The sequence below is a fragment of the Corynebacterium sp. zg-331 genome (assembly GCF_014267345.1).
Lineage (GTDB): Bacteria > Actinomycetota > Actinomycetes > Mycobacteriales > Mycobacteriaceae > Corynebacterium.
On the sequence record NZ_JACMYD010000007.1, the window covers coordinates 33,583 to 55,475 of the forward strand.

20 protein-coding genes are annotated in these 21,893 nt (G+C 69.0%); 14 read left to right on the forward strand and 6 right to left on the reverse strand.

The features are described 5' to 3' along the window. Positions 1-9 precede the first annotated feature (9 nt). Genes H7347_RS08370 through H7347_RS08385 form a run of 4 tightly spaced genes read left to right on the forward strand, consistent with a single transcriptional unit; the run spans position 10 to position 2,488 of the window. On the forward strand, positions 10-1,509 hold the full coding sequence (locus H7347_RS08370) for a monovalent cation/H+ antiporter subunit D family protein (protein WP_152823067.1): 1,500 nt from the start codon (positions 10-12) through the stop codon (positions 1,507-1,509). Next, complete coding sequence (locus H7347_RS08375) at positions 1,506-1,877, forward strand: monovalent cation/H+ antiporter subunit E (protein ID WP_152823068.1); 372 nt, start codon at positions 1,506-1,508, stop codon at positions 1,875-1,877. Before H7347_RS08370 ends, H7347_RS08375 begins: the two co-directional genes overlap by 4 nt. After that, positions 1,878-2,144, forward strand: a complete 267-nt coding sequence (locus H7347_RS08380; protein WP_152823069.1) for a cation:proton antiporter — start codon at positions 1,878-1,880, stop codon at positions 2,142-2,144. It begins immediately after the preceding gene. Between the two features lie 2 nt (positions 2,145-2,146). Continuing rightward, positions 2,147-2,488 carry a Na+/H+ antiporter subunit G gene (locus tag H7347_RS08385; RefSeq protein ID WP_152823070.1) on the forward strand — a complete coding sequence of 114 codons (342 nt, stop codon included), beginning with the start codon at positions 2,147-2,149 and terminating at the stop codon, positions 2,486-2,488. Here H7347_RS08385 and H7347_RS08390 read toward each other — a convergent pair. Both H7347_RS08390 and H7347_RS08395 read right to left on the reverse strand, forming a co-directional pair. Then, a complete protein-coding gene (locus tag H7347_RS08390; protein WP_152823071.1) occupies positions 2,485-2,910 on the reverse strand; it encodes an Ohr family peroxiredoxin in 426 nt (141 codons plus the stop codon). The two genes, H7347_RS08385 and H7347_RS08390, sit on opposite strands and share 4 nt — an antisense overlap. 164 nt (positions 2,911-3,074) lie before the next feature. After that, positions 3,075-4,631 carry a catalase gene (locus H7347_RS08395; RefSeq protein ID WP_152823072.1) on the reverse strand — a complete coding sequence of 519 codons (1,557 nt, stop codon included), beginning with the start codon at positions 4,629-4,631 and terminating at the stop codon, positions 3,075-3,077. Positions 4,632-4,804: 173 nt separating this feature from the next. On the opposite strand from H7347_RS08395, the gene H7347_RS08400 reads away from it, so the two are divergent. Together H7347_RS08400 and H7347_RS08405 are read left to right on the forward strand one after the other, a co-directional pair. Further along, a complete protein-coding gene (locus H7347_RS08400) occupies positions 4,805-5,356 on the forward strand; it encodes an RNA polymerase sigma factor (RefSeq protein ID WP_186337408.1) in 552 nt (183 codons plus the stop codon). 162 nt (positions 5,357-5,518) lie between these two features. Further along, positions 5,519-6,802, forward strand: a complete 1,284-nt coding sequence (locus H7347_RS08405; protein WP_186337409.1) for a hypothetical protein — start codon at positions 5,519-5,521, stop codon at positions 6,800-6,802. 307 nt (positions 6,803-7,109) lie between these two features. Here the strand turns inward: H7347_RS08405 and H7347_RS08410 are convergent, their stop codons facing one another. Then, complete coding sequence (locus H7347_RS08410) at positions 7,110-8,141, reverse strand: aspartate-semialdehyde dehydrogenase (protein WP_152823074.1); 1,032 nt, start codon at positions 8,139-8,141, stop codon at positions 7,110-7,112. A 21-nt stretch (positions 8,142-8,162) separates the two neighbouring features. After that, positions 8,163-9,428 carry an aspartate kinase gene (locus H7347_RS08415; RefSeq protein ID WP_186337410.1) on the reverse strand — a complete coding sequence of 422 codons (1,266 nt, stop codon included), beginning with the start codon at positions 9,426-9,428 and terminating at the stop codon, positions 8,163-8,165. Positions 9,429-9,560: 132 nt separating this feature from the next. Between H7347_RS08415 and H7347_RS08420 the strand changes: the two genes are divergently transcribed. Beyond that, the gene (locus H7347_RS08420; protein ID WP_186337411.1) at positions 9,561-10,418 is read left to right on the forward strand and encodes a DMT family transporter; all 858 of its coding nucleotides are present in this window, start codon (positions 9,561-9,563) and stop codon (positions 10,416-10,418) included. A 3-nt stretch (positions 10,419-10,421) separates the two neighbouring features. Here H7347_RS08420 and H7347_RS08425 read toward each other — a convergent pair whose 3' ends face one another. Next, entirely contained in the window at positions 10,422-11,561 is a 1,140-nt protein-coding gene (locus H7347_RS08425; protein WP_152823138.1) for a hypothetical protein, read from the reverse strand. Positions 11,562-11,771: 210 nt separating this feature from the next. Between H7347_RS08425 and leuA the strand changes: the two genes are divergently transcribed. The 5 genes from leuA to H7347_RS08450 all read left to right on the forward strand — a co-directional run bounded on the left by leuA (position 11,772) and on the right by H7347_RS08450 (position 18,400). Further along, positions 11,772-13,508 (forward strand): 2-isopropylmalate synthase, encoded by a 1,737-nt coding sequence (gene leuA / locus H7347_RS08430; protein WP_152823075.1) that lies wholly within the window; start codon positions 11,772-11,774, stop codon positions 13,506-13,508. Between the two features lie 87 nt (positions 13,509-13,595). Further along, entirely contained in the window at positions 13,596-15,296 is a 1,701-nt protein-coding gene (locus H7347_RS08435; RefSeq protein ID WP_152823076.1) for a hypothetical protein, read from the forward strand. Between the two features lie 4 nt (positions 15,297-15,300). Further along, a complete protein-coding gene (locus H7347_RS08440) occupies positions 15,301-16,323 on the forward strand; it encodes a DNA polymerase III subunit epsilon (RefSeq protein ID WP_152823077.1) in 1,023 nt (340 codons plus the stop codon). Positions 16,324-16,363: 40 nt separating this feature from the next. Continuing rightward, complete coding sequence (locus H7347_RS08445; protein ID WP_152823078.1) at positions 16,364-17,647, forward strand: MurT ligase domain-containing protein; 1,284 nt, start codon at positions 16,364-16,366, stop codon at positions 17,645-17,647. Then, positions 17,648-18,400, forward strand: coding sequence for a type 1 glutamine amidotransferase (locus H7347_RS08450; protein WP_152823079.1), 753 nt, complete (start codon positions 17,648-17,650; stop codon positions 18,398-18,400). A 399-nt stretch (positions 18,401-18,799) separates the two neighbouring features. On the opposite strand, the gene H7347_RS08455 is transcribed toward H7347_RS08450, so the two are convergent. Then, a complete protein-coding gene (locus H7347_RS08455; protein ID WP_370513946.1) occupies positions 18,800-20,056 on the reverse strand; it encodes an MFS transporter in 1,257 nt (418 codons plus the stop codon). 112 nt (positions 20,057-20,168) lie between these two features. Here H7347_RS08455 and H7347_RS08460 point away from each other — a divergent pair, with 112 nt between their 5' ends. Then, positions 20,169-20,804, forward strand: coding sequence for an isochorismatase family protein (locus tag H7347_RS08460; protein WP_152823080.1), 636 nt, complete (start codon positions 20,169-20,171; stop codon positions 20,802-20,804). Next, entirely contained in the window at positions 20,801-21,886 is a 1,086-nt protein-coding gene (locus H7347_RS08465; RefSeq protein WP_186337412.1) for an isochorismate synthase, read from the forward strand. Before H7347_RS08460 ends, H7347_RS08465 begins: the two co-directional genes overlap by 4 nt. Positions 21,887-21,893: the final 7 nt, after the last annotated feature.

The window sequence follows — 21,893 nt, forward strand, 5'->3', positions numbered from 1 at the left end:
TCAGCGCTCATGGATATGGTGCTTCCGCTCTTCGTCGTGCTCCCCCTGCTGGCCTCCGCGCTGGCCGTCATGGCCCCGTGGAAGCGGGCGCGCGACCTGCTCCACCTGCTTCTTCCCGCCCTCAGCCTCGCCGGCGGCGGCTGGCTGTTCTGGTACACCTCCGGCGGCAACCCCCTGGGCCATAACGTCGGGCTTTTCCCCGGCGGGGTGGCCATCCCCTTCGTGGCCGATGCCTTCTGCGCCGTCATGATCGTCACCACCTCCCTGGTGAACCTGTGCGCCAACTGGTTCGCCACGGTGTCCGGGGAGACGCGGGCGCGCTACTACCCCGCCCTGACCCTGGTGCTGCTCACCGGCGTCAATGGCGCACTGCTGACGGCGGATCTGTTTAACTTCTTCGTCTTCATCGAGGTCATGCTCCTGCCCTCCTACGGGCTGATCGCCATGACCGGCACCTGGTCGCGGCTGGCGGCGGGGCGCACCTTCGTGCTGGTCAACCTCACGGCCTCCACGCTGCTGGTGGTGGGCGTGGGCTTCGTCTACGCCACCACGGGCACGGTGAACATGGCCGCCCTACGCGGCGCCGCCGAGGGCAACGGGCCCGCGGTGGTGGCCATGGGTCTGGTACTCATCGCCGTCTCCGCCAAGGCGGGCATCGTGCCGCTGCACACCTGGCTGCCGCGCACCTATCCCGGCACCTCGGCGGCCGTGATGGGATTGTTCTCCGGGCTGCATACCAAGGTCGCGGTGTACATGCTTTACCGCATCTACGTCATCGTCTTCGACCTGACGGACCGCTGGAACGGCCTCATCGTGGCGCTCATGGTGGTCTCCATACTCGTGGGCGGCTTCTCCGGCCTCGCGGAAAACTCCATCCGCCGCGTGCTGGCCTATCAGATGGTCAACGGGATGCCGTTTATCCTGGTGATGCTCGCGTTTAGCACCGGCGATGCCCAGCGCGCCCTGGCCGCCGGCCTGCTCTACGCCCTGCACCACATGGTCACCGTGGGTTCCCTGGTGCTGACCTCCGGCGCGATCGAGGAGACCTACGGTACGGCCCTGCTGTCCAAGCTCTCCGGCCTGGCGCGCCGCGATCCCTGGGTGGCGGCGGTGTTCGCCGCGGGCGCGTTCTCCGTGGTGGGCTTCCCGCCGTTTTCCGGCCTGTGGGGCAAGGTGGCCGTGGTCATCAGCGTGGCTCGCGGCGGCGGCTGGCCCTCCTGGCTGGTCATCGGGGCCATCGTCGTGGCGAGCTTCGCCGCGCTGCTGTCCATGTTCCGCGTGTGGCGCTCGGTGTTCTGGGGTCACCCCATGCAGCAGGTGCCCAAGGATCTGCGGGTTCGCGGCCGCCTCCTGGCACCCGCCGCTACCCTGCTGGCGGCCTCCGTGCTGATGTTCTTCGCCGCCGGCCCGCTTATCGACGCCCTCCACACCGCCACCGGCGCGCTCCTGGACGTGGACAGCTACCAGGAAGCCGTGCTCGGCGCCACCGCGATAGGAGTCCTCCGATGAATGCCCTAACCTACATCCCCTGGCTCATCAAGGAGATCGTTGTCAGTGCCGTGAGCCTGGCGTTATCCGCCCTGCGACCGCGCACCGGCTTCGATCCCGTGGTGGTGGCCTACCCGCTGCGGGTGCACGGCGCGTGGGATATCTTCTGGTTCTCCACCTCCATCACCGTCACCCCCGGGACGCTCTCACTGGGGCTGCGCGCCCCGGAGGACCCCGACGACCCGACGATTCTGCTGGTGCAGGCGGTGCACGGCTCCGACCCGCACGAAGTGGTGCTGGGACTAGCGGACATGGAGGCCCGCCTCGCCCCCGCCGTGCGAGGCGAGGAGCTGCGCCTGGCCGAGGACTACTACCGGAAGGTGAGCTAAATGTTCCAGATCATCCTGTGGGTTTGCGGGGCCGTGATCCTCGCCTGCCTCCTGGCGGGGCTGACGCTGATCCTGCGCAGCGGGGACGCCCTGACCCAGGTGGTGCTGTCCGACCTCGCCTTTTATTCGATGATCGCGCTGTATCTGGTGTGGTCGCTGGATCACCAGACGTCCATCGCCTACGAGATCGCGCTGCTCGCAGCCCTGGTGGGCGGGGTGCTGCCCACGCTGTCGATGTCCCGCATGGTATCCCGAGGCCGGAGGTAACGATGTCCCTTGCCGAATACGCCATAGCCGCGCTGGTGCTCTGCGCCACGCTCCTCATCGTGGCCACCACCGTGGCCCTGTGGCGCGCCCCCGGCGCGCTGACCAGGGTCAATCTACTGGGCCCCACGGTGTGCCTGGCCATTCCCCTGCTCATCGCGGCCAATCTGCTGCGGGACTGGAGCACCGTGGGCTTCGACTCCCACGACGCCGTGCGCGGCCTCCTCGCCGTCGCCGGGGTCTGGGTGATCGGCTCGGTGGGTAGTTTCTTTCTGGGCCGGGCCGTCCACGAGGTCACCGTGGAGCGGGAGGTCGCCCCGCGCGACGGGGTGACCTGGGACGCCTAGCCCAGCACGGCCTCGGCATCGAACTGGCCCGCCAGCGCCTTGGAGAAGGGGCAGAACTGGTGGGCCTTGTCCACCAGCTCCTGGGCACCCTCCAGGGAGTCCTGGTCCTTAAATCGGGCGGTGATGCGACCGGAGAGGCGGAAGCCGCCGTCGGAGGGGTCGCGGTTGAGGGAGATCTCGGCGTCCACCTCGGGGGCGTGCGCGGCGGTATCCACGCCGGCTTCGCCCATCATCTTCTGCAGGGCCCCGTTGAAGCAGACCGACCAGGCGGCGGCCAGGAGGGATTCCGGGTTCACCCCCGCGGAGATCCCGTTGAGCTTGGGGGGACGCACGTCGAAGTCGATGCCGCCGTCGCCCTGCACGCGGCCGTCGCGGCCCGCCCCGGTGGCGGTGACCTTCTGGGTGTAAATGGTCTCGGACATAGCTGGTCTCTTCCTCCTGAAAAGTCGGTATTAATTCCTCTCCCACGGTAGCGATGTTTAAGGCGCGGGGCAGAAAAAGGCTCCCGAGCTGCGCATTGCCTGCGCATTGCCGCTCGGGAGCCGGGGAGTTCTCCAAGGAACTCGATCGGTGGGAAACCGGGGTGTTAGGCGTTCTTCTTCTGGGTGAACAGCTCCTTGACCCGGGCGCCCAGGTTCTCGTCCACGCTGGACCAGTACCAGTAGCAGCGCTCCTCGGTCTCGGGGGACACACCCATCATCGCATCGGTGATGTTCTGCGCCAGGCGCTCCTTCTCCTCGTCGTTGTACACGTCGCGGTAGAGGGTGCCGGCCTGACCGAAATCATCGTCCTCGGGGTGCTTCACGTAGGCAGAACGGGTGAGATCCGTGCCGTGCGGGTCCGGGTTGACGTAGATATCGTCGGCCTGCCCGTAGGAGGTGAAGTTGGAGGAGGAGGTCTCGCCGTCGTCCAGGTAACCGGCCTTGAAGTCGGTCTTGTTGGGCGAGTACACCGGGTGCGAGGCCTCGTTGAAGAGGTAGGCCATCGGCCCCTCGTGCTGGTAGGTGTGGCGCGGCGCCAGGGGCTGGTTCACCGGCAGGTGGCGGTAGTTCGGCCCGATGCGGTAGCGGTGGGCGTCCGCGTAGGCGAACACGCGGCCCATGAGCATCCGGTCCGGGGAGAGGCCCACGCCGGGGACGAGGTTGGAGGGATCCAGCGCCATCTGCTCGATCTGCGCGAAGAAGTTCTCCGGGTTGCGGTTGAGCACGAAGTAGCCGACGTCGATGCGCGGGTAGTCCTTCTTCGACCAGGTCTTGGTGAGGTCGAAGGGGTTGAAGCGGTAGTTCTCCGCCTCGGCGAAGGGCATGATCTGCACCTTGACGTCCCAGATCGGGTAGTCGCCGCGCTCGATGGCGTTGTACAGATCCTCGCGCAGGTAGTCCGCGTTCTTACCGGCCATCTCCTCCGCCTCGGCGGCGGTGAAGTTGTGCACGCCCTGGCGGGAGATGAAGTGGTACTTGACCCAGAAGGCCTCGCCCTCCTCGTTCACCCACTGGAAGGTGTGGGAGCCGTAGCCGTTCATCTCGCGCTCGGAGCGCGGGGTGCCGCGGTCGCCCATGAGGTAGGTGACCTGGTGGGCGGACTCGGGCGTGCGAGTCCAGAAGTCCCACTGCATGTCCGCGTTGCGCAGCCCGGAGCCGCCCAGGCGCTTCTGGGAGTGGATGAAGTCCGGGAACTTCATCGCATCGCGCAGGAAGAAGGTGGGCGTGTTGTTGCCCACGATGTCGTAGTTGCCCTCGGAGGTGTAGAAACGCAGGGCGAAGCCGTGCACGTCGCGCCAGGTGTCCGGGGAGCCCTGCTCGCCGGCCACGGTGGAAAAACGCACGGCCATGGGGGTCACGGTGCCCTTCTGGAACAGCGCGGCCTTGGTGTACTGGGAAACGTCCTCGGTGATGTGCAGCTCGCCGAAGGCGCCGTTGCCCTTGGCGTGCGGGTTGCGCTCCGGGACGCGCTCGCGGTTGAAGTGCGAGAGCTTCTCGATCAGGTGGATGTCATTGAGCACGGTGGGACCCTGGGGCCCCGCGGTGACCGAGATGTTCTCGCTGGGCACCGGCGCGCCGTTTTCCCGGCGCGTGTATCCGTCGTGGTTGGGCACGCGGCCCTTCGCCAGAACTTCGTCGGCCGCCGACTTCTCGATAGCCATAGTGATAACCTCCATGAAATAGTGGCTATACAATTAATAGCCTTACATGATGCAGCTTAACGCCGCCGCGAGAGGCTCGGCAACCAACAGGGGGTAAAATCAATCTTTTGTATCACTCGCCGAAAATTCGCCCCTGAGCAGGGATAATCATTCCGGCTGGTAACGTAGCGGGCGTGAAATATCACTCCGACAGCGACGACACCCGCGTCACCGACCTCGCCCTGCGCGCCGGTCGCGGCGACCGCGGCGCGCTGACGGAATTCATCCGCGCCACCCAGACCGACGTGTGGCGCCTCCTGGCCCACCTCGGGGGCAGGGATGTCGCCGACGACCTCACCCAGGAGACCTACCTCCGGGTCATGCGCGCCCTGCCCCGATTTGCCGCCGCCGCCCCGGCGCGCACCTGGCTGCTCGCCATCGCGCGGCGCGTGTGGGTGGACAGCGTGCGCCACGACATGGCCCGGCCCCGCTCGTGCGCCGCCGAATACGAGGACCTCGGCGCCACCCAGGAGCCCGCCGAGGCCGCCTGGTCCGAATGGATCGATACCCGCGCGCTCATCGACGCCCTGCCCGCCGAGCGCCGCGAGGCCCTCATCCTCACCCAGGTGCTCGGCTATACCTACGAGGAGGCCGCCAAGATCGCCGGGGTGCGCGTGGGCACCATCCGCTCCCGGGTAGCTCGCGCCCGGCGAGAGCTGATCGCGGCCACGGATCACACCGCCTAGATCACAGTATGGTCACAAGTTGGCCACAATCTCCGCGGCCGCTTCCTGGGACTATAACGATGAGCGGGGTGCGGGGGGCTAAAAAATCGGCCGCGCGCAGCGCGATTCCCAGATTTCTTGTGTTCAATAGTTACTGCACCGAGTTCAGAGGAGATCTTTATCGTGTTCAAAAGAGCCATCGGAATCGCTCTTGCCCTCACCGGATTGATCGTGGGAGCCGGCTTCGCCTCCGGCCAGGAAATGCTGCAATACTTCGTGGCCTTCGGCACCAACGGGCTGTGGGGCGTGGCCCTAGCTGCCGTCATCATGATGATCGGCTCCATCGCCATGCTGCAGCTGAGCAGCCACCTCCAGGCCCGCGAGCACACCATGGTGTTCGATCGCGTGACCCACCCCCTCGTCGCCCGCTTCCTGGACGTCGCCACGCTGGTCACGCTCTTTGGCATCGGCTTCGTCATGTTCGCCGGCGGCGGCGCCAACCTCAACCAGCAATTCGGCTGGGCAACCTGGGTGGGGACCACCATCATGATGCTGCTCGTCCTGGCCGTCGGCATGCTGGACGTGGACAAGGTGTCCACCGTGATCGGGGCGATCACCCCCTTCATCATCCTCATCATCGTGGGCACCGCGATATACACGGTCGCCACCGCGGACGTCGACATCGCCGAACTCAACCGCATCGCCCTCACCGAGGCCCCCAGCAGCCTGCCCAATTGGTGGCTCTCCGCCATCAATCACGTGGGACTCTCCCTCATCGTGGCCGTCTCCATGGCCATGGTCATCGGCGGCAACAACCTCGATAGCCGGGCCGCAGGCATCGGCGGCCTCCTAGGCGGCCTGTGCTTCGCACTACTGCTCACCGCCGCCACCCTCACCCTGTTCCTCAACGTGGACAAGGTCGCCCACGACGACATGCCCATGCTCAGCGTGGTGACCAACATCCACCCGGCGTTCGGCATGATCATGAGCTTCACGATCTTTGCCATGATCTTCAACACCGCGCTCGGCCTCTTCTACGCCCTGGCCAAGCGCCTGACCAGGAGCAACCCGCAGCGCTTCCGCGTGGTCTACATCGTGGGCGTGCTCGCCGGCTTCGTGCTCGGCTTCCTGCCCTTCCGGGAACTGGTGTCCTACGTCTTCCCGGCCCTCGGGTACGCGGGCATCGTCCTGGCCATCACGCTCTCCATCGCCTGGCTGCGCGGGCGCTCCACCATCCGCAAGGAGTACCGGCGTCGCTCCCGCATCCGCGAGCTGCTCACCCGCAAGCTCGACCCCGCCCAGCGCTTCAGCCGCAAGGACGCCGCCGCACTCTCCAAGGCCACCGCGGCCTCCAACATCCCGGACGAACAACTCACCGAGGCCATGGTCCAGGAGGTCACCGAGGAGCTCAGCGACGACGCGGAGACCAACCCCTCCGGCGACCCCACCGCGCAGCCACACCCCTAAAGGGTGCCCCTGGGTGTCGAATCGGACGCTCCGCAATGCCGGTGGCACCCCTTAGGGTGTCGGGAGGCATCCGGGGACTCGTAGCATCGCCCCAAGGAGTGCCATTGGCGCAGGGTTCGGCCCCGACGAGGCCCCGCTGGCACCCCTTGGGGTGTTGCGGATGCGACGCCCCGGAGCGCCCATCCCCAAGGGGTGCCACCGCACCGCGAAAAACTAGCCGAACCCCTGAAGCGGCACCCCTTGCGGCGGGGCGCGGGGCGCGAAAAGCGCCGAGCCACCCCGGCCCGGCGCTTTTCGCTGTACTCGGTTAGACGAGCAGCTCCGCGATCTGGATGGTGTTGAGCGCTGCCCCCTTACGCAGGTTATCTCCGGAGACCACGAGCACCAGGCCGCGTCGATCGGCCACGGACTGATCCTGGCGGATGCGACCCACCAGGGAATCGTCGATGCCGGCGGCCGCCAGGGGGGTGGGAACCTCGACCACGGTCACGCCGGGGGCCGCCGCCAGCAGCTCGCGGGCGCGCTCAGGGGTGAGGGATCGGGCGAACTCGGCGTGGATCACCATCGTGTGCCCGGTGAACACCGGCACGCGTACGCAGGTTCCGGCCACCCGCAGATCCGGGATGCCCAGGATCTTGCGGGACTCGTTGCGCAGCTTCTGCTCCTCGTCGGTTTCCCCAGAGCCGTCGTCCACCAGGCTGCCCGCCAGGGGCAGGGCGTTATACGCGATGGGGGCCACGTAGGGACCCAGGCTCTCCGGCTCCAGCACGGAGCCGTCATGCACCAGCTCCACGTTGCGGTCCCCGATCTCGGCCACCTGCTTGGCCAGGGCCTCCACCCCGGCCAGGCCGGAACCGGATACCGCCTGGTAGGAGGCCACATGCAGGCGCTCCAGACCGGCCTCGTCGTGGAGGGCCTTGAGCACCGGCATGGCGGCCATGGTGGTGCAGTTGGGGTTGGCGATGATGCCCTTGGGCACCTCGCGGGCGGCCTCGGGATTGACCTCGGAGACGATCAGGGGCACGTCCTCGTCGCGCCGCCAGGCCGAGGAGTTATCCACGACGATGGCACCGGCGGCCGCGAATACCGGGGCCCACCGCGTGGAGGTGGCCCCGCCTGCGGAAAACAGCGCCACGTCCACGTCCGCCACGGATTCCTCGGTGACCTGGGTGAGGTCCTCGACCTCGATGTCCTGTCCCCGGAAGGTGAGGGTGGTGCCCGCGGAGCGGGGGGAGGCAAAGAAGCGCACGGTCTCCGCGGGGAAGGCGCGCTCCTCCAGGATCGTGCGCATCACGCGGCCCACCTGACCGGTGGCACCTACCACGGCAAGCGTCGTCATATCTGTCCTTTCAGGTATTCATTAGCGGCCGGTTCCGGCGTACACCACGGCCTCGGTGTCGCCGCCGAGCTGGAAGCGATCGTGCAGGGCGCGGGCGGCCTTGTCCAGGTCGCCCTCCCGGATGAGCACGGAGATGCGGATCTCGGAGGTGGAGATGAGCTCGACGTTGATGTCGTCGTCGCGCAGGGCCTCCATGAAGTCTGCGGTCACTCCGGGGTGGGACTTCATGCCCGCGCCCACCAGGGAGACCTTGCCCACCTGGTCGTCGTAGAGCACGTTGGCCCAGTTGCCCTCCGCCTGAAGCTTCTTCATCATCTCGGTGGCGCGGGGGGCGTCGGCGCGCGGGCAGGTGAAGGTGATGTCCGTGGTGTTGTCCTCCAGGGAGGAGACGTTTTGCAGCACCATGTCGATGTTGATCTCGGCATCGGCCAGGGTGCGGAACACCTTGGCGGCCTCTCCCGGCTTATCGGGGATCCCCAAGACGGTGATCTTGGCCTCGGACTTATCGGTTGCCACCCCGGTGAGCACTGCTTCTTCCACAGGAATATCCTCCATCGAACCGGCCACGAGCGTGCCGACATCATTGCTATACGACGAGCGTACCCGCAGCGGCACGCCAAAAGCGCGCGCGTACTCCACGCTGCGCAGAACCAGAATCTTGGAACCCACCGCCGCCAGCTCCAGCATCTCCTCGAAGGAAATCTCGTCGAGCTTCTGGGCGTTAGGCACGATGCGGGGATCGGCGGTGTACACGCCGTCCACGTCGGAGTAAATCTCGCAGACGTCCGCGTTGAGGGCCGCCGCGAGCGCCACGGCGGTGGTATCGGAGCCGCCGCGGCCCAGGGTGGTCACGTCGCGCGTTTCCTTATTGACCCCCTGGAAGCCCGCCACGATGCAGATCTTGCCCTCGTCGAGGGCCTCACGCACCCGACCCGGCGTGACGTCCACGATCCGGGCGTTGCCGTGGCGCTCCGTGGTGAGCACGCCGGCCTGCGATCCGGTGAAAGATTGTGCCTTGGCCCCCAGGGAGTCGATCGCCATGGCCACCAGGGCGTTGGAGATGCGCTCGCCGGCGGTCAGCAGCATGTCCATCTCGCGAGCCGGGGGCACCGGGGAGACCTCGGCCGCCAGTTCCAGGAGCTCGTCGGTGGTATCGCCCATCGCGGAGCAGACCACCACCACGTCGTTGCCCTGCTTCTTGGTGGCCACGATCCGCTCGGCCACGTGCCGGATGCGCTCGGCACTCTCCAGCGAGGAACCACCGTACTTCTGAACGATTAACGCCACCGGGATCGTCCACCTTTCGCTTCTTGGGCCGCGCCCTGTCGTGCTCTCGCTGTTCCACAGTACCTGTCGGCGGGCACGCCGAGAAAGGATTGTATTCAGCGCGACATCCGCACCCCAGTACAATGCCACCACGTGCATAGCAACCTCCTGGCCATCCTCTTCGCGCTCGCCTCGGCCCTCACCATCGCGTGGGGCACCGTGGTGCGCCACCGGATCGCGGAGGAAGCACCCGCCGACGGCTCGCTCAAGGGCTCCCCCTTCTGGAACGCCATCTCCCGGCCCCTGTGGTGGGCGGGCACCGGCACCGCGCTGCTCGGCTACGGGCTCCAGGTAGTGGCCCTGGGCTTTGGCACCCTACTGGTGGTTCAGCCCATCCTCGTGCTCTCCCTGATGTTCACCCTGCCGCTGGCCGCGCGGTACGACGGCCGCCGCATCTCCACCGCGGAGATGGGCTGGGCCGGCCTGCTCACCGCCGCCGTGGCCGTCCTGGTGATCCTGGGCAGGCCCCTGGCCGGCAACCCCCACCCGCCGCTGGATCGCTGGGTTCCCGCCCTGCTCGTGGGCGCGGCGGCGCTGACCCTCCTCGAACGCATCGCCCAGCGCCAGATCCGCCGCCACAAGGCCCTGCTGCTCGGGGTGGTCACCGGCGCGCTCTTCGGCTACGTGGCCGTTCTTTCCAAGGCCGTGGTGGACGTGTTCCTCCAGGGTTCGGTCGTGGGGCTGCTGAGCAGCTGGGAGACCTACGGCCTCATCCTCGGCGCCACCCTGGGCACCATCGTCCAGCAGTACTCCTTCCACGCGGCGGCGCTGAAGAACTCCCTGCCCGCCATGACCATCACGGAACCCATCGTGGCCTTTAGCCTGGGCTACGCGGTGCTCGGCGAGCGCTTTCAGGTGACCACCGCGGTGGGCTGGGCCCTCATGGCGCTGGCGCTGCTGGCCATGATCGCCTCCACCGTAGCGCTCTCCCGGCGCGGGGTGGGCGGCTAAAGCCTAGATCGCCCACGGAAACACCGCGAGCATGTACCCGGAGAACCACGCCCCCACCAGCACCCAGGCCGCGATGCCCAGCGCGTAGGCCCGGGCACCGACCCGCCGCTGACACCCCAGCACCAGGGGCACGAGAACGATCGCCGCGGGCAGCAGCAGGCGGGGTCGAGAGTGCATGATGCCGTCGGAGAGCAGAATGTTCGCGCTGATCGCCGCGGAAAAGAGCCACACCGGCAGTGGGGTTCGCCCCCAGGCGAGCCCAAGGGCGAGCACGGCGGCGATCATCACGGCCGCGCTGAGAAAATAGCCCAGCTCCTGGCTGGTCATCAGCGTGTTCCAGACAAACTTGACGGAGGCCACGCCGAAGTCCAGGCCCGTGTGCCAGCCCTCCTTTTGCAGCCCGAAGTAGCCGCCCACCTCGCGGGCGTGGGCGGAGGCCCACCACACGTAGCCCAGGGCGGGCACCGGGCTGAGCGCCAGGGCCACCCAGGCCCGCCACTGGGTGCGACCATAGAGCACCACCACCACGGCGAACACGGCCACCAGATCCACCGCGGTGAGCCGGACGAATCCGCTGACAAAGATCAGCGCCCCCGCCAGCCACCAGCGGCGATCCAGCATCGCCGCCAGCGCCCAGAAGGCCAGGGCGCCAAAGAGGGCCTCCGTGTACGGCATCGAGAAGGTCACCGCCATCGGGGCAGAGGTGACCACGAGGGCAGCCGCCCACATGCCCCGCGCGTCCGCACCCATGCGGGCGGCGATCGCCGCCACCCCGGCGGCCATCGCCACGCCGAAGAGGACGTTGAGCACCCCTGCCGCGGCGGCATAATCCAGGCCGGTCAGCGCGTGCCCGGCGCGCATGAGGGCGGGGATCGCCGGGAAGAAGGCCAGCAGGCGCTGCTCGGGGGGCACGCCGTCGATCGGCCCGCCCGCGAAGTAGCCCTGCCGCGCGATGCGCTCGTAGTGGTGGGTGTCCCACTGGCCGAGCAGCCCGCCGAGGTCGTCCTCGTTGGCGCGGGCAAAGAGGGCGAGCACCGCCAGACGCACCAGCGCCCCGAGGAGGAAGGCCGCCGCGCCGCCGCGCCAGGCGAGGCCCGCCGGGGCGGGGCGGGGATGGGCACGCAAGGAAGTCACGCGCCACATGCTAAACCCACCGTGGCCCGCGCGCACCCCGCCTGGTGCGATCATAATGTGATGGGCTACACTCGTGGGCATGTTCACGCGAGCGAATCTCCTCCTTATTCGCCGCGGCGGGAATCAGACCTGGCCCTCGCGCCCCTAAAGCACGGCCGGCAGCCCGTCGCGGAGTGTTCTCACGCCGGCCCTGCGCCTTCACCCGCACTCGACCAAAGGATGTCCCCCGTGAATACTCAGCAGCCCTCCTCCATGCCCGCGCACCGCTACCTGCCCTACGCCCAGGAGGTGGAGGATTTCCGCCTGCCGGATCGCACCTGGCCGGATAAGAAGATCACCGTCGCGCCGCAGTGGTGCGCCGTGGATCTGCGCGACGGCAACCAGGCCCTGATCAACCCCATGAGCCCGGAGCGCAAGCGGCGCATGTTCGAGCTGCTGGTGCGCATGGGCTACAAGGAGATCGAGGTGGGCTTCCCCTCCGCCTCGCAGACGGACTTCACCTTCGTGCGCGAGATCATCGAGCAGGACATGATCCCGGACGACGTGACCATTCAGGTGCTGGTGCAGGCGCGCGAGCACCTGATCCGCCGCACCTTCGAGGCCTGCGAGGGCGCCAAGAACGTCATCGTGCACTTCTACAACTCGACGTCGATCCTGCAGCGGCGCGTGGTGTTCCGCAAGGACAAGGAGGCCATCAAGAAGCTGGCCACCGACGCCGCCCGGCTGATCAAGACCATCGCCGCCGACTACCCCGAGACGAACTGGCGCTGGGAGTACTCCCCGGAGTCCTTCACCGGCACCGAGGTGGACTACGCCCGCGAGGTCTGCGACGCGGTCACGGAGATCATGGAGCCCAGCCCGGAGAACCCCATGATCATCAACCTGCCCTCCACCGTGGAGATGATCACCCCCAACGTGTACGCGGATTCCATCGAGTGGATGTCGCGCAACCTGACCCGCCGCGAGGCCATCGTGCTCTCCCTGCACCCGCATAACGACCGCGGCACCGGCATCGCCGCCGCGGAGCTGGGCTACCTGGCCGGGGCGGATCGCATCGAGGGCTGCCTGTTCGGCAACGGCGAGCGCACCGGCAATGTGGACCTGGTCACCCTGGGGCTCAACATGCTCTCCCAGGGCGTCGATCCGCAGATCGACTTCTCTGACCTGCCCAGCATCCGCGCCACCGTAGAGTACTGCAACGAGCTGCGCGTGCCGGAGCGCCACCCCTACGGCGGCGACCTGGTGTTCACGGCGTTCTCCGGCTCCCACCAGGACGCCATCAACAAGGGCCTCGACGCCCTGGCCGCCAGCGTGCGCCCCGGCGCGCGCAACACCGAGGTGGCCTGGGAGGAGCTGCGAGACACCGTGTGGGAGGTGCCCTACCTGCCCATCGATCCGAAGGACCTGGGCCGCGACTACGAGGCCGTGATCCGCGTGAATTCCCAGTCCGGCAAGGGCGGGGTGGCCTACATCATGAAGACGGATCACGGCCTGCACCTGCCGCGCGCCCTGCAGGTGGAGTTCTCCCAGGTGGTTCAGGCCGTGACCGACACCGAGGGCGGCGAGGTGAACTCCAAGAACATGTGGGACATCTTCGCCACGGAGTACCTCGACCGCGACACCCCGCTGGCCGTGGAGTCCCTCCGCATCGACGGCGAAGAGGAGGTGTGCGCCACCGCCCGGATACGCTACCAGGGCCGCGAGCGGGAGATCGACGGCCGGGGCAACGGCCCCGTGGCGGCCTTCGCCGCCGCCCTGGAGCGGGCCGGCATCGAGGTGGAGGTGGAGGATTACTCCCAGCAGTCCCGCTCCGCCGGTGACGACGCCGAGGCCGCCTGCTACGTTCTGGCGCAAGTTAACGGCGCACGTTCCTGGGGCGTGGGCGTGGCCGGCTCCACCACCGCCGCCTCCGTGCGGGCGATCGTCTCGGCGGTGAATCGGGCCCACAGGGCTTAAGGCCACGGGAGGCCCCCGGGGTTCTTGCCGTACCCTCATGAGTGCATAAGATGGTAAGGACCCTGACGCACGCGAGGAGAATCGTCGATGAGCCAAACCCCTTATCTCCTGCCATTCTTTTCCGATGGCGGTGGTGCCACCGTGCCGGTGGAAGGGAGCAGCCAGGCGATTCTTTTCTCCCTCCTTGGGGCCCAGGTGGCCCAGGACGGTTTCACCCGGACGGCGTTTACGCTCCTGCCGGATCGCGCCTCCGGGGGGTTCCTGGTCAGCCACGACAAGACGATCCTCGGGAGGCTGCCGCGCAACCTGCGCGATACCTACCCCCAGCTCGATCACATCATCACCCGGGGCGGCATACCCCAGGTGCACGCCACCCTCTCCCTGGAGCAGGGCTCCGGGCGGATCAGCGGCAATCTGTACTTTCCCGCGCCCGTGTTCGTCATGCCCACCAACTTCCCGCCCAAGGAGGAGTGGGCGATGATCCCGGAGGGCACACCACGCCCGGTGGACATCTCTCGGGGCGACGCGCAGCGGCTGGTGGACCTCAATATTCCCTCCCATTGGCTAGCCACCCTGGGGATCGTGGACGACGTCGTGGTGGCAATCATCGATAACCGCGTGCTGGGCGTGCTCAGCCCCGAGGACTCCGCGGACATCCGCGAGGTGGTGGAGCACTACGAGATGCTGGGGCTGGTTCCCGTGGCCCGCGTGTTCTGCTACGACCAGGACGGGCAGCGCCACGTGGTGCTCAACGCCCTGAGCACCCGGGAGATGAGCGACGCGGACCTGGAACCCACGGTCTCGCCCCTGGCCCCCATCGACCCCTACCAGCCCGCCACCGGCGAGTTCCCCATCATCAGCGGCACCCCCATGCAGCACGCCTGGGCGGTGACCATCTCCGGGGACCAGGTAGCGGAATCCATCGCGCCCCGGCCGGACAGGGAGCTGCGTCCCATCACCTCTCCGGCGATGTTCGCCCTCAACCCGGACGGCACCAAGGTGCTCGACGTGGGCCACAAGCCCCAGACGGCACCCCCCGCCGAGGAACCCGTGCCCCCCGAGAAGCCCGACGATCCGCCCGAGGCCCCCGCCGCACCCGCCACCGCGCTGGCCGACCTGGTCTCCGTTCCCGCCAGACCGCCGCAGGAACCGACCAGGCCCACCCGACGAGTGGCCTCGATAGCCGACGTGGTGGTGCCCGCGCAACAGGCGATGGAGGAGATCGAGGTGGCGGCGCCCACGGCCCCGCCGGAGGAACCGATCGCGGACTTCGCCCCCGAGGAGCCGGAACCCGCCGGGGACTATCCCCCCCTGCCCTACCCCCACGCCCGCCTGGGCGAGCAATTCCAGGAAGAGGAGGAAGAGGACTACCTCGACCCGCCCCTGCCCCAGGACTACGCGCTGGATAACGCATGGGCGGGCTACCTCACCCCGGCCCAGGAACCCAACGAACCGCTGCCCGAGGTGCACAAGGTGCCGGTGGCCACCGGCGTGGCCGCCACGCCCGAGAGCACCGGGGCGCTGCCCACGGTGCCGAACCCGGTGGACCCCGAGGAGGAGTACGAGGACGACGACTACGAGGACTACCTCGACGACGAGCCGAGCATCCAGTGGCTGCCCGCCTTCGGCGTGATCCTGGGCGCGCTGTCCATCACGGTGGCGGCCCTGGGATACTTCAAGGTCACCCCGGATCTCTCACTGGACACCGCCCCGGCGTTCATCCTCCTCGGCGGCGGCATGCTCGTCGTCCTGGGCAGCCTGTGGTTCATGTTCCGCCCCCAGGATTAGCGCCATGACCAACGCCCAGGAACCACCCCACGCCGCCCCCTACGTGGCGCTCACCCTCCAAACCACCGGCATCCACCCCTCCACAGGTCGGGTGGTGGCGGTCGACGCCGTGGTCTTTGACGCCTCCGGCGCCACCGTAGAGGACTTTCACGCCGTGCTCAACCCCGGCCCCCACACCAACCTCGGGCCGAGGCATTACCACGGTCTCACCCCCGAGGAGATCGGGCAGGGGCGGCGCTTTGGCGGCCTGCTCAAAAAGCTCGATAAGCTCCTGGACGGCCGCACCCTCCTCGTCCACGACGCCCCCATGACCTGGGGATTCCTCGTGTCCGAGGCGCGCCGCGCCATGACCGCGGCGGCCCGTGCCAACCGTGCCCGGGGACGGGGCCGCAGCCAGGGAGGACGGCGACGCCAGCGCGTGGGCCACGTTCCTCGGCCGGAACTCATCGTGGACACCCTGGCCACCGCGTACCGGGCCGGTACCGAGGTCCGCGACGCCCGCCTGGAGGCCGTCGCCGCGGCGATGGGGGTGGCGGCGGAATCGCCGGTGGCGTCGGTCAGCAGGGCGCGGCGCCCCGAGGCCGAGGTGACGCGGGAGCAGACCCTGCTGCTCGCGCGGCTCTTCCGGCACCTGCGCGACGCGGGCACCCCGCTCGTCGGGCGGGCCCCGGCGGATCTCAAGGCGGACGCCTTTGGCCTGCAGCGATCCACCCTGCGGGTGGAGGCCGCGCAAGCACCCCGCGTGCACCAGAACCCGGGGCCGTACTCCCCCGGTGCGGCGCTGGCCCCCGGCATGGAGGTGGTGATCTCGCCCGAGATCGCCATGGACCCCAACGAGGTCATCGCCGCGCTGACCCGCGCGGGCCTGAACTACTCGGAGAAGCTCACCCGAACCACCTCCGTGGTGGTGTGCAATCGCACCCACCACCTGCGCGGGAAGGCCATGCACGCGCGGCGCAAAGATATTCCCCTGCTCAGCGACGCCGCCTTCATGGAGGAAGTCGTGCGCCTGTGCGACCCCGCCTGATGCTGCGGCGCACCGCCGGGGCCTATTAAGGTAAACAGCCATGAGCCCCGACCTGACCTCGGCCCTGCGCACCCTGCGTTCCACCGCCGCCACCACCGCCGCCCGGCTGGCCACCACGGCCTCCCGCGTCACCGGGCGCGGCGCCGGCGGCATGATCGGCGGTCTGGTGGCCCAGGCCATCGACCCCAACGTCATGCGCACCCTCGGCGGCGGCCGACCCACCGCGCTCGTGACCGGCACCAACGGCAAGTCCACCACCACGCGCATGCTCGCGGCCGCCCTGCGCACCCGCTCCACCGTGGCCACCAACTCCGGCGGGGACAACATGGACGCCGGCATCATCTCCGCGCTGCTCGCGGGCAAGGACGCCGCCACGGCGGTGCTGGAGGTCGACGAGCTCCACGTGCCCTCCGTGGCCGAGCGCCTCCGCCCGCGGGCGCTCGTGCTGCTCAACCTCACCCGCGATCAGCTCGACCGCGTGGGGGAGATCAACAAGATCGAGCGCACCCTGCGCTCCTGCCTGGCCGCCCACCCGGACATGCTCGTGGTAGCCAACTGCGACGACGTCCTCATCACCTCCGTGGCCTACGATCACCCCCGCGTGGTCTGGGTCTCCGCCGGGGCCGGGTGGGTGGGCGACGCCGTCTCCTGCCCGCGCACCGGGGGCCACATCGTCCACGACGGCACCGACTGGTACGCCGTCAAGCCGCTCGCCGACGGCCGCTCCTTCCGCCGCCCCGAACCCACCTGGGCCGTCACCGAGGAGGGCCTCGACACCCCCGCGGGCCTCCGCGACCTCTCCCTCACCCTGCCCGGTCGCGCCAACCGTGGCAACGCCGCCCAGGCGATCGCCGCCGCCACGACCGGCTTCGACGTCCCCCTCGACGAGGCCATCGCCGCCGCGGAATCCGTGGACAACGTGGCCGGGCGCTACTCCACCGTGCCGTTCGAGGGCCGCGACGTACACCTGCTGCTGGCCAAAAACCCCGCCGGGTGGCAGGAGGCGCTCTCGATGGTGAACCGCGGCGCCGACGGGCTGGTGATCGCCGTCAATGGGCAGGTGGCCGACGGGGAGGATCTCTCCTGGCTCTGGGACGTGCGCTTCGAGGACTTCGGCTCCCTCTCCGTTAAGGCCTCAGGGGAACGCGGCACCGACCTCGCCGTGCGGCTCCTCTACGCCGGGATTCACCACGATCACGCCCCCGACCCCCTCGATGCCATCCGGGCCTGCCCGCCCGGGCGCGTCGAGGTGCTGGCCAATTACACCGCCTTCCGCGACCTCAACAAGGCCCTGCGGGCCACCGCTACGAAAGGAGACAAGTAAATGACCGCACTGCGCATCGGCCTCATCCTCCCCGACGTGCTGGGCACCTACGGCGACGACGGCAACGCCCTGGTTCTGCGCCAGCGCGCCCGCATGCGCGGACTCACCGCGGACATTCACACCGTGCGCCTGGGCGAGGCCATCCCCGCCGACCTCGACGTCTACACCCTCGGCGGCGGGGAGGACACCGCCCAGATCCTCGCCGCCGAGCACCTCCTGGCCGACGGCGGCCTCAGCCGCGCCGCCGAGGCCGGCCGCCCCATCCTGGCGATCTGCGCCGGGCTTCAGGTGCTCGGGGAATCCTTCCGTGCCGGCGACCGCATCGTCGATGGCCTGGGACTCATCGACGCCACCACCACCTCCCTGGGCAAACGAGCCATCGGGGAGGTTGCCTCCACCGCCACCGGGGCCGGATTCACCGCGGCGCTCACCGAACCGCTGACCGGCTTTGAAAACCACATGGGGGCCACGATCCTCGGCCCCCAGGCCACCCCGCTCGGCACGGTGACCCGCGGCGTGGGCAACTGCGACCGACACGGGGCCGAGGGGCTTACCGATGCCTCCGCCCAGATCACCGCCGAGGGCGCAGTCCAAGGCTCCGTGGTGGCCACCTACATGCACGGGCCGGTTCTGGCCCGCAACCCCCAGCTGGCCGACCTCCTCCTGGCCCAGGCCATGGGTATCACCCTCGCAGATTTGGAACCTCTGGACATTCCCGTGGTGGACCAGCTCCGAGCCGAGCGCCTGGGGTAGGCGGCCTCTGCAGCACCAAGGGGTGCCACTAAAAACGTGAACGGCTCGCGGACGCGGCTAGCGGCACCCCCTCGGTAACGCCGCTCGTTTCCCGGCACCAAGGGGTGCCGCTGTACCCGGTTCTTCCCCGGCCCGCCCCGAGGCGGCACCCCTTCGAGTGGGCGTCGGGGCACTCCCGAGGGCGCGGGTGCCGCATCGGCTCGCCCGCAGCCCGAAGGGGTGCCACCAACCCGGTACCGAGCCCGCCACCCGGGCCTACTGGCACTCCTTGGGGTGGGCTGGGAGATCGCGAGCGACCAAGCGACCACCGCTGCGTCTCACCACCATCAAGGGGTGCCAGTACCCGGGGACCTGGCCGACGAGTCGGGCAGGTGGCACCCTTTCGGGTATCGCGCAGGCCTACTGGGCGACGGCGCGGCGTCGCAAGGCAAAGGCGGCGTACCACAGGCCCACGGCCAGCAGGGCCAGCCCGGCACCGGCGAGCGCCGGGGCCGAATAACTGTATCCGGCGGCGATCACGGCCCCGCCCATCGAGGCCCCGGCGGCGTTGGCGATGTTGAGGGCGGAATGGTTGAGGGCCGCGGCGAGGGTCTGGGCCTCGCCCGCGACCTCCATGAGGCGGATCTGGAGGGAGGGGATCAGCGTGGAACCGGCCATACCAATGAGTCCGAAGCAGAGCGTCGCAGCCACCGCGGAGGTAGAGGCGGCGTAGAACGCCAGCAGCGAGGCGCAGATCGCGGCAAGGGCGACCAGGATGCCGTATTCGAGGTTCCAGTCGGATAGGCGGCCGCCCACCCAGGTGCCGGCGACCATACCCAGCCCGTAGATCATCAGCACAAACCACATGTGGCGGGGATCGAGCCCGGCACGCTGGGTCATGGTCCAGGAGATGTAGGTGTACACCGCAAACATGCCGCCAAAGCCCACCGATCCGATGGCCAGGGAGAGCCACACCTGGCCGCGACGCAGCGCGCCGAGTTCCGTGAGCGGGCTGGTGGGGGCCATTCGGGACATGTGCGGCATGAGGAACCACAGGGCCACCAGGGTGGCCAGGCCGATGGCCGCAACCAGCACGTAGGCGCTCTGCCACCCCACGGCATGCCCCAGGGCCTGGGCCACCGGCACGCCCAGCACCGTGGCGAAGGGCAGGCCGAGGCCGACGAAGGCCAGGGCGCGGCCACGTTGTCCCCGGGGCGCCATGGAGGCGGCGGCGAGGCCGGAGACGGAGAAGAAAGCGCCGTGCGGCAGCGCCGCGAGGAAGCGGGAGGCCACGAGCACCGCGTAGGAATTGGCGTAGACCCCCGCGAAGACGGTGAGCGCATTGCCCACCGTGAACGCGGCCATGAGCAGCAGCAGGAGGCGTCGGCGCGGCACCGATCCCGTGAGCGCCGCGATCAGCGGGGCGCCGATGACCACCCCGAGGGCGTAGGCCGTGATGATCCGCCCGGCGGAGTCCTCGGAGATGCGGAAATCCGCGGCGATGTCGCTGAGCAACCCCATCGAGACGAACTCCGTGACGCCGATGCCGAAGCCGCCCAGGGCCATGGCGATCATGACGATGGAGCGGCGGGCATCCGTGATGTCCGTCTGGCGGGGCAGGGGGCGTCGCCGCGCGGCGACGGTACTGCTCTGGGGGCTATCCGGGGTAAGAGACACGGCGTGGAACCTTACCCGTTTGGGGCCGGGAGCGCACAGCGTAGTGTGCGACCACGGACGCAAGCGCCTATACAGGGTAGGCTCCCCTTAGGAAATAAACAGAAAGGAACCCATGCCGATCCCCTCGATCGCTCCCTACACCATCCCCGCCCCACCCACCGCGCACGCCGTGACGTGGACCCCGCGCCCGCGCGCCTCGGCGCTGCTCGTCCACGACATGCAGCGCTATTTCCTCGACGCCTACCCCGCCGAGGAGTCCCCCGCCAGCACCGTGATCCCCCGCATCCGCGCACTGATCGACGCCGCCGACGCCGCCGGTATCCCCGTGTTCTACTCCGTGCAGCCGCCCTGCCAGCAGGAGTATCGCCGCGGGCTGCTGCGGGAGTTCTGGGGCGAGGGCATGCAGACCGCGCGGGAGGCCGAGGTGATTGCCGCCCTGACTCCCCGCGAGCACCACCACGTGCTGACCAAGTGGCGGTATTCCGCCCTGCAGCGCACCGACCTGCGCCAGGCCCTGGCCTACGCGGGGCGCGACGAGCTCATCATCACCGGGGTGTACGGGCACATGGGGTGCATGATGACGGCCGCCGAGGCCTTCATGAACGACGTCCGCGCCTTCGTGCTGCGCGACGCCATCGCGGACTTCACCGCCGAGGATCACCAGCGCACCCTCGACTGGGTGGCGCGACGCTGCGGGCGGGTGCTCGATACCGACGACGTCCTGCGCGCCTGGACGGCCACCCCGTGAGCACGCCGGATTATTCCTTCCTCCTGACCGGGCCGGAGGGCACCCTCCACGGGGCGGGACACCGCACGACCTGGCACAGCGTGGATCAGGCCCTAGCCGGGCTCGCCGGCGGCAGCCCCCTGGCAGTGGGGGCCTTGCCTTTCCACGCCGCCGAGCCGCCGGCGCTGTGGTGCCCCCGGCGGTTCTGGTTTGCCCACGGCGCACCCGCGCTGCCGCACGACGCGATCCCGGGGGTGGTGGAGACCGCCGAGTCACCCGAGGCCGAGCAGCACGCGCAGCGCGTACGTCGGGCACGCGAGCGGATCCGCGACGGCGAGTATCAAAAGATCGTACTGGCGCGCGGAGTGCGCTACCGGCTGGCCGGGCGAGCCGACCCGCGGGTATTGCTCGCCCGGTTCCTCGCCGGTTCCGGCACCGGGCACGGCCACCTGGTCGATCTCGGCAGCGCCGGGCCCGCCCACGCGGGGGCGTGGCTGGTGGGATCGAGCCCGGAGCTGCTCCTGCTCAAGCGGGGAAGGTACATCGAGTCCCACCCGTTGGCCGGAACCGTGGCCCGCTCCGCCGATCCCGTCCAGGACGAGGCCCTGGCCACCGAGCTGCTGCTGTCCGCCAAGAACATCGAGGAGCACTCCTACGTCACCCGGGAGATTCGCCGCATCCTGGAACCCTGGTGTGCACAACTAGAGGTGCCCGAGCGCCCCTCGCTGACCGCCACCTCCCATACCTGGCACCTGGGTACCCGCATTCGCGGCATGGTCCGCAACGAGTCGGTTTCCGCCCTGGAGCTCGCCGCCGCCCTCCACCCCACCCCGGCCGTATGCGGTTACCCCACCGCCGCCACCCAGACGGCGCTGCGGGAGACCGAGCCAGCGCGCGGCTTCTACGCGGGGGCCGTGGGCTGGGCCGACGATCGCGGCAACGGCGAGTGGCGCGTGTCCATTCGCGGGGCCATCGCCCAGGGGACCACGGTGGTGGCCCACGCGGGCGGCGGGATCGTGGCCGATTCCGACCCCCGGGCCGAGGTGCGGGAAACCGAGGTTAAACTCGGGCCGGTGCGCGCGGCCCTGGGCATCGCCGAATAAGGCAGAA

Excerpts from the sequence above, each read along its gene's own strand:
- H7347_RS08370 (WP_152823067.1), top strand. The coding sequence starts at position 10 with ATGGATATGGTGCTTCCGCTCTTCGTCGTGCTCCCCCTGCTGGCCTCC.
- H7347_RS08375 (WP_152823068.1), top strand. The coding sequence starts at position 1,506 with ATGAATGCCCTAACCTACATCCCCTGGCTCATCAAGGAGATCGTTGTC.
- H7347_RS08380 (WP_152823069.1), top strand. The coding sequence starts at position 1,878 with ATGTTCCAGATCATCCTGTGGGTTTGCGGGGCCGTGATCCTCGCCTGC.
- H7347_RS08385 (WP_152823070.1), top strand. The coding sequence starts at position 2,147 with ATGTCCCTTGCCGAATACGCCATAGCCGCGCTGGTGCTCTGCGCCACG.
- H7347_RS08390 (WP_152823071.1), bottom strand. The coding sequence starts at position 2,910 with ATGTCCGAGACCATTTACACCCAGAAGGTCACCGCCACCGGGGCGGGC.
- H7347_RS08395 (WP_152823072.1), bottom strand. The coding sequence starts at position 4,631 with ATGGCTATCGAGAAGTCGGCGGCCGACGAAGTTCTGGCGAAGGGCCGC.
- H7347_RS08410 (WP_152823074.1), bottom strand. The coding sequence starts at position 8,141 with ATGACGACGCTTGCCGTGGTAGGTGCCACCGGTCAGGTGGGCCGCGTG.
- H7347_RS08425 (WP_152823138.1), bottom strand. The coding sequence starts at position 11,561 with ATGTGGCGCGTGACTTCCTTGCGTGCCCATCCCCGCCCCGCCCCGGCG.
- leuA (WP_152823075.1), top strand. The coding sequence starts at position 11,772 with ATGTCCCCCGTGAATACTCAGCAGCCCTCCTCCATGCCCGCGCACCGC.
- H7347_RS08435 (WP_152823076.1), top strand. The coding sequence starts at position 13,596 with ATGAGCCAAACCCCTTATCTCCTGCCATTCTTTTCCGATGGCGGTGGT.
- H7347_RS08440 (WP_152823077.1), top strand. The coding sequence starts at position 15,301 with ATGACCAACGCCCAGGAACCACCCCACGCCGCCCCCTACGTGGCGCTC.
- H7347_RS08445 (WP_152823078.1), top strand. The coding sequence starts at position 16,364 with ATGAGCCCCGACCTGACCTCGGCCCTGCGCACCCTGCGTTCCACCGCC.
- H7347_RS08450 (WP_152823079.1), top strand. The coding sequence starts at position 17,648 with ATGACCGCACTGCGCATCGGCCTCATCCTCCCCGACGTGCTGGGCACC.
- H7347_RS08460 (WP_152823080.1), top strand. The coding sequence starts at position 20,169 with ATGCCGATCCCCTCGATCGCTCCCTACACCATCCCCGCCCCACCCACC.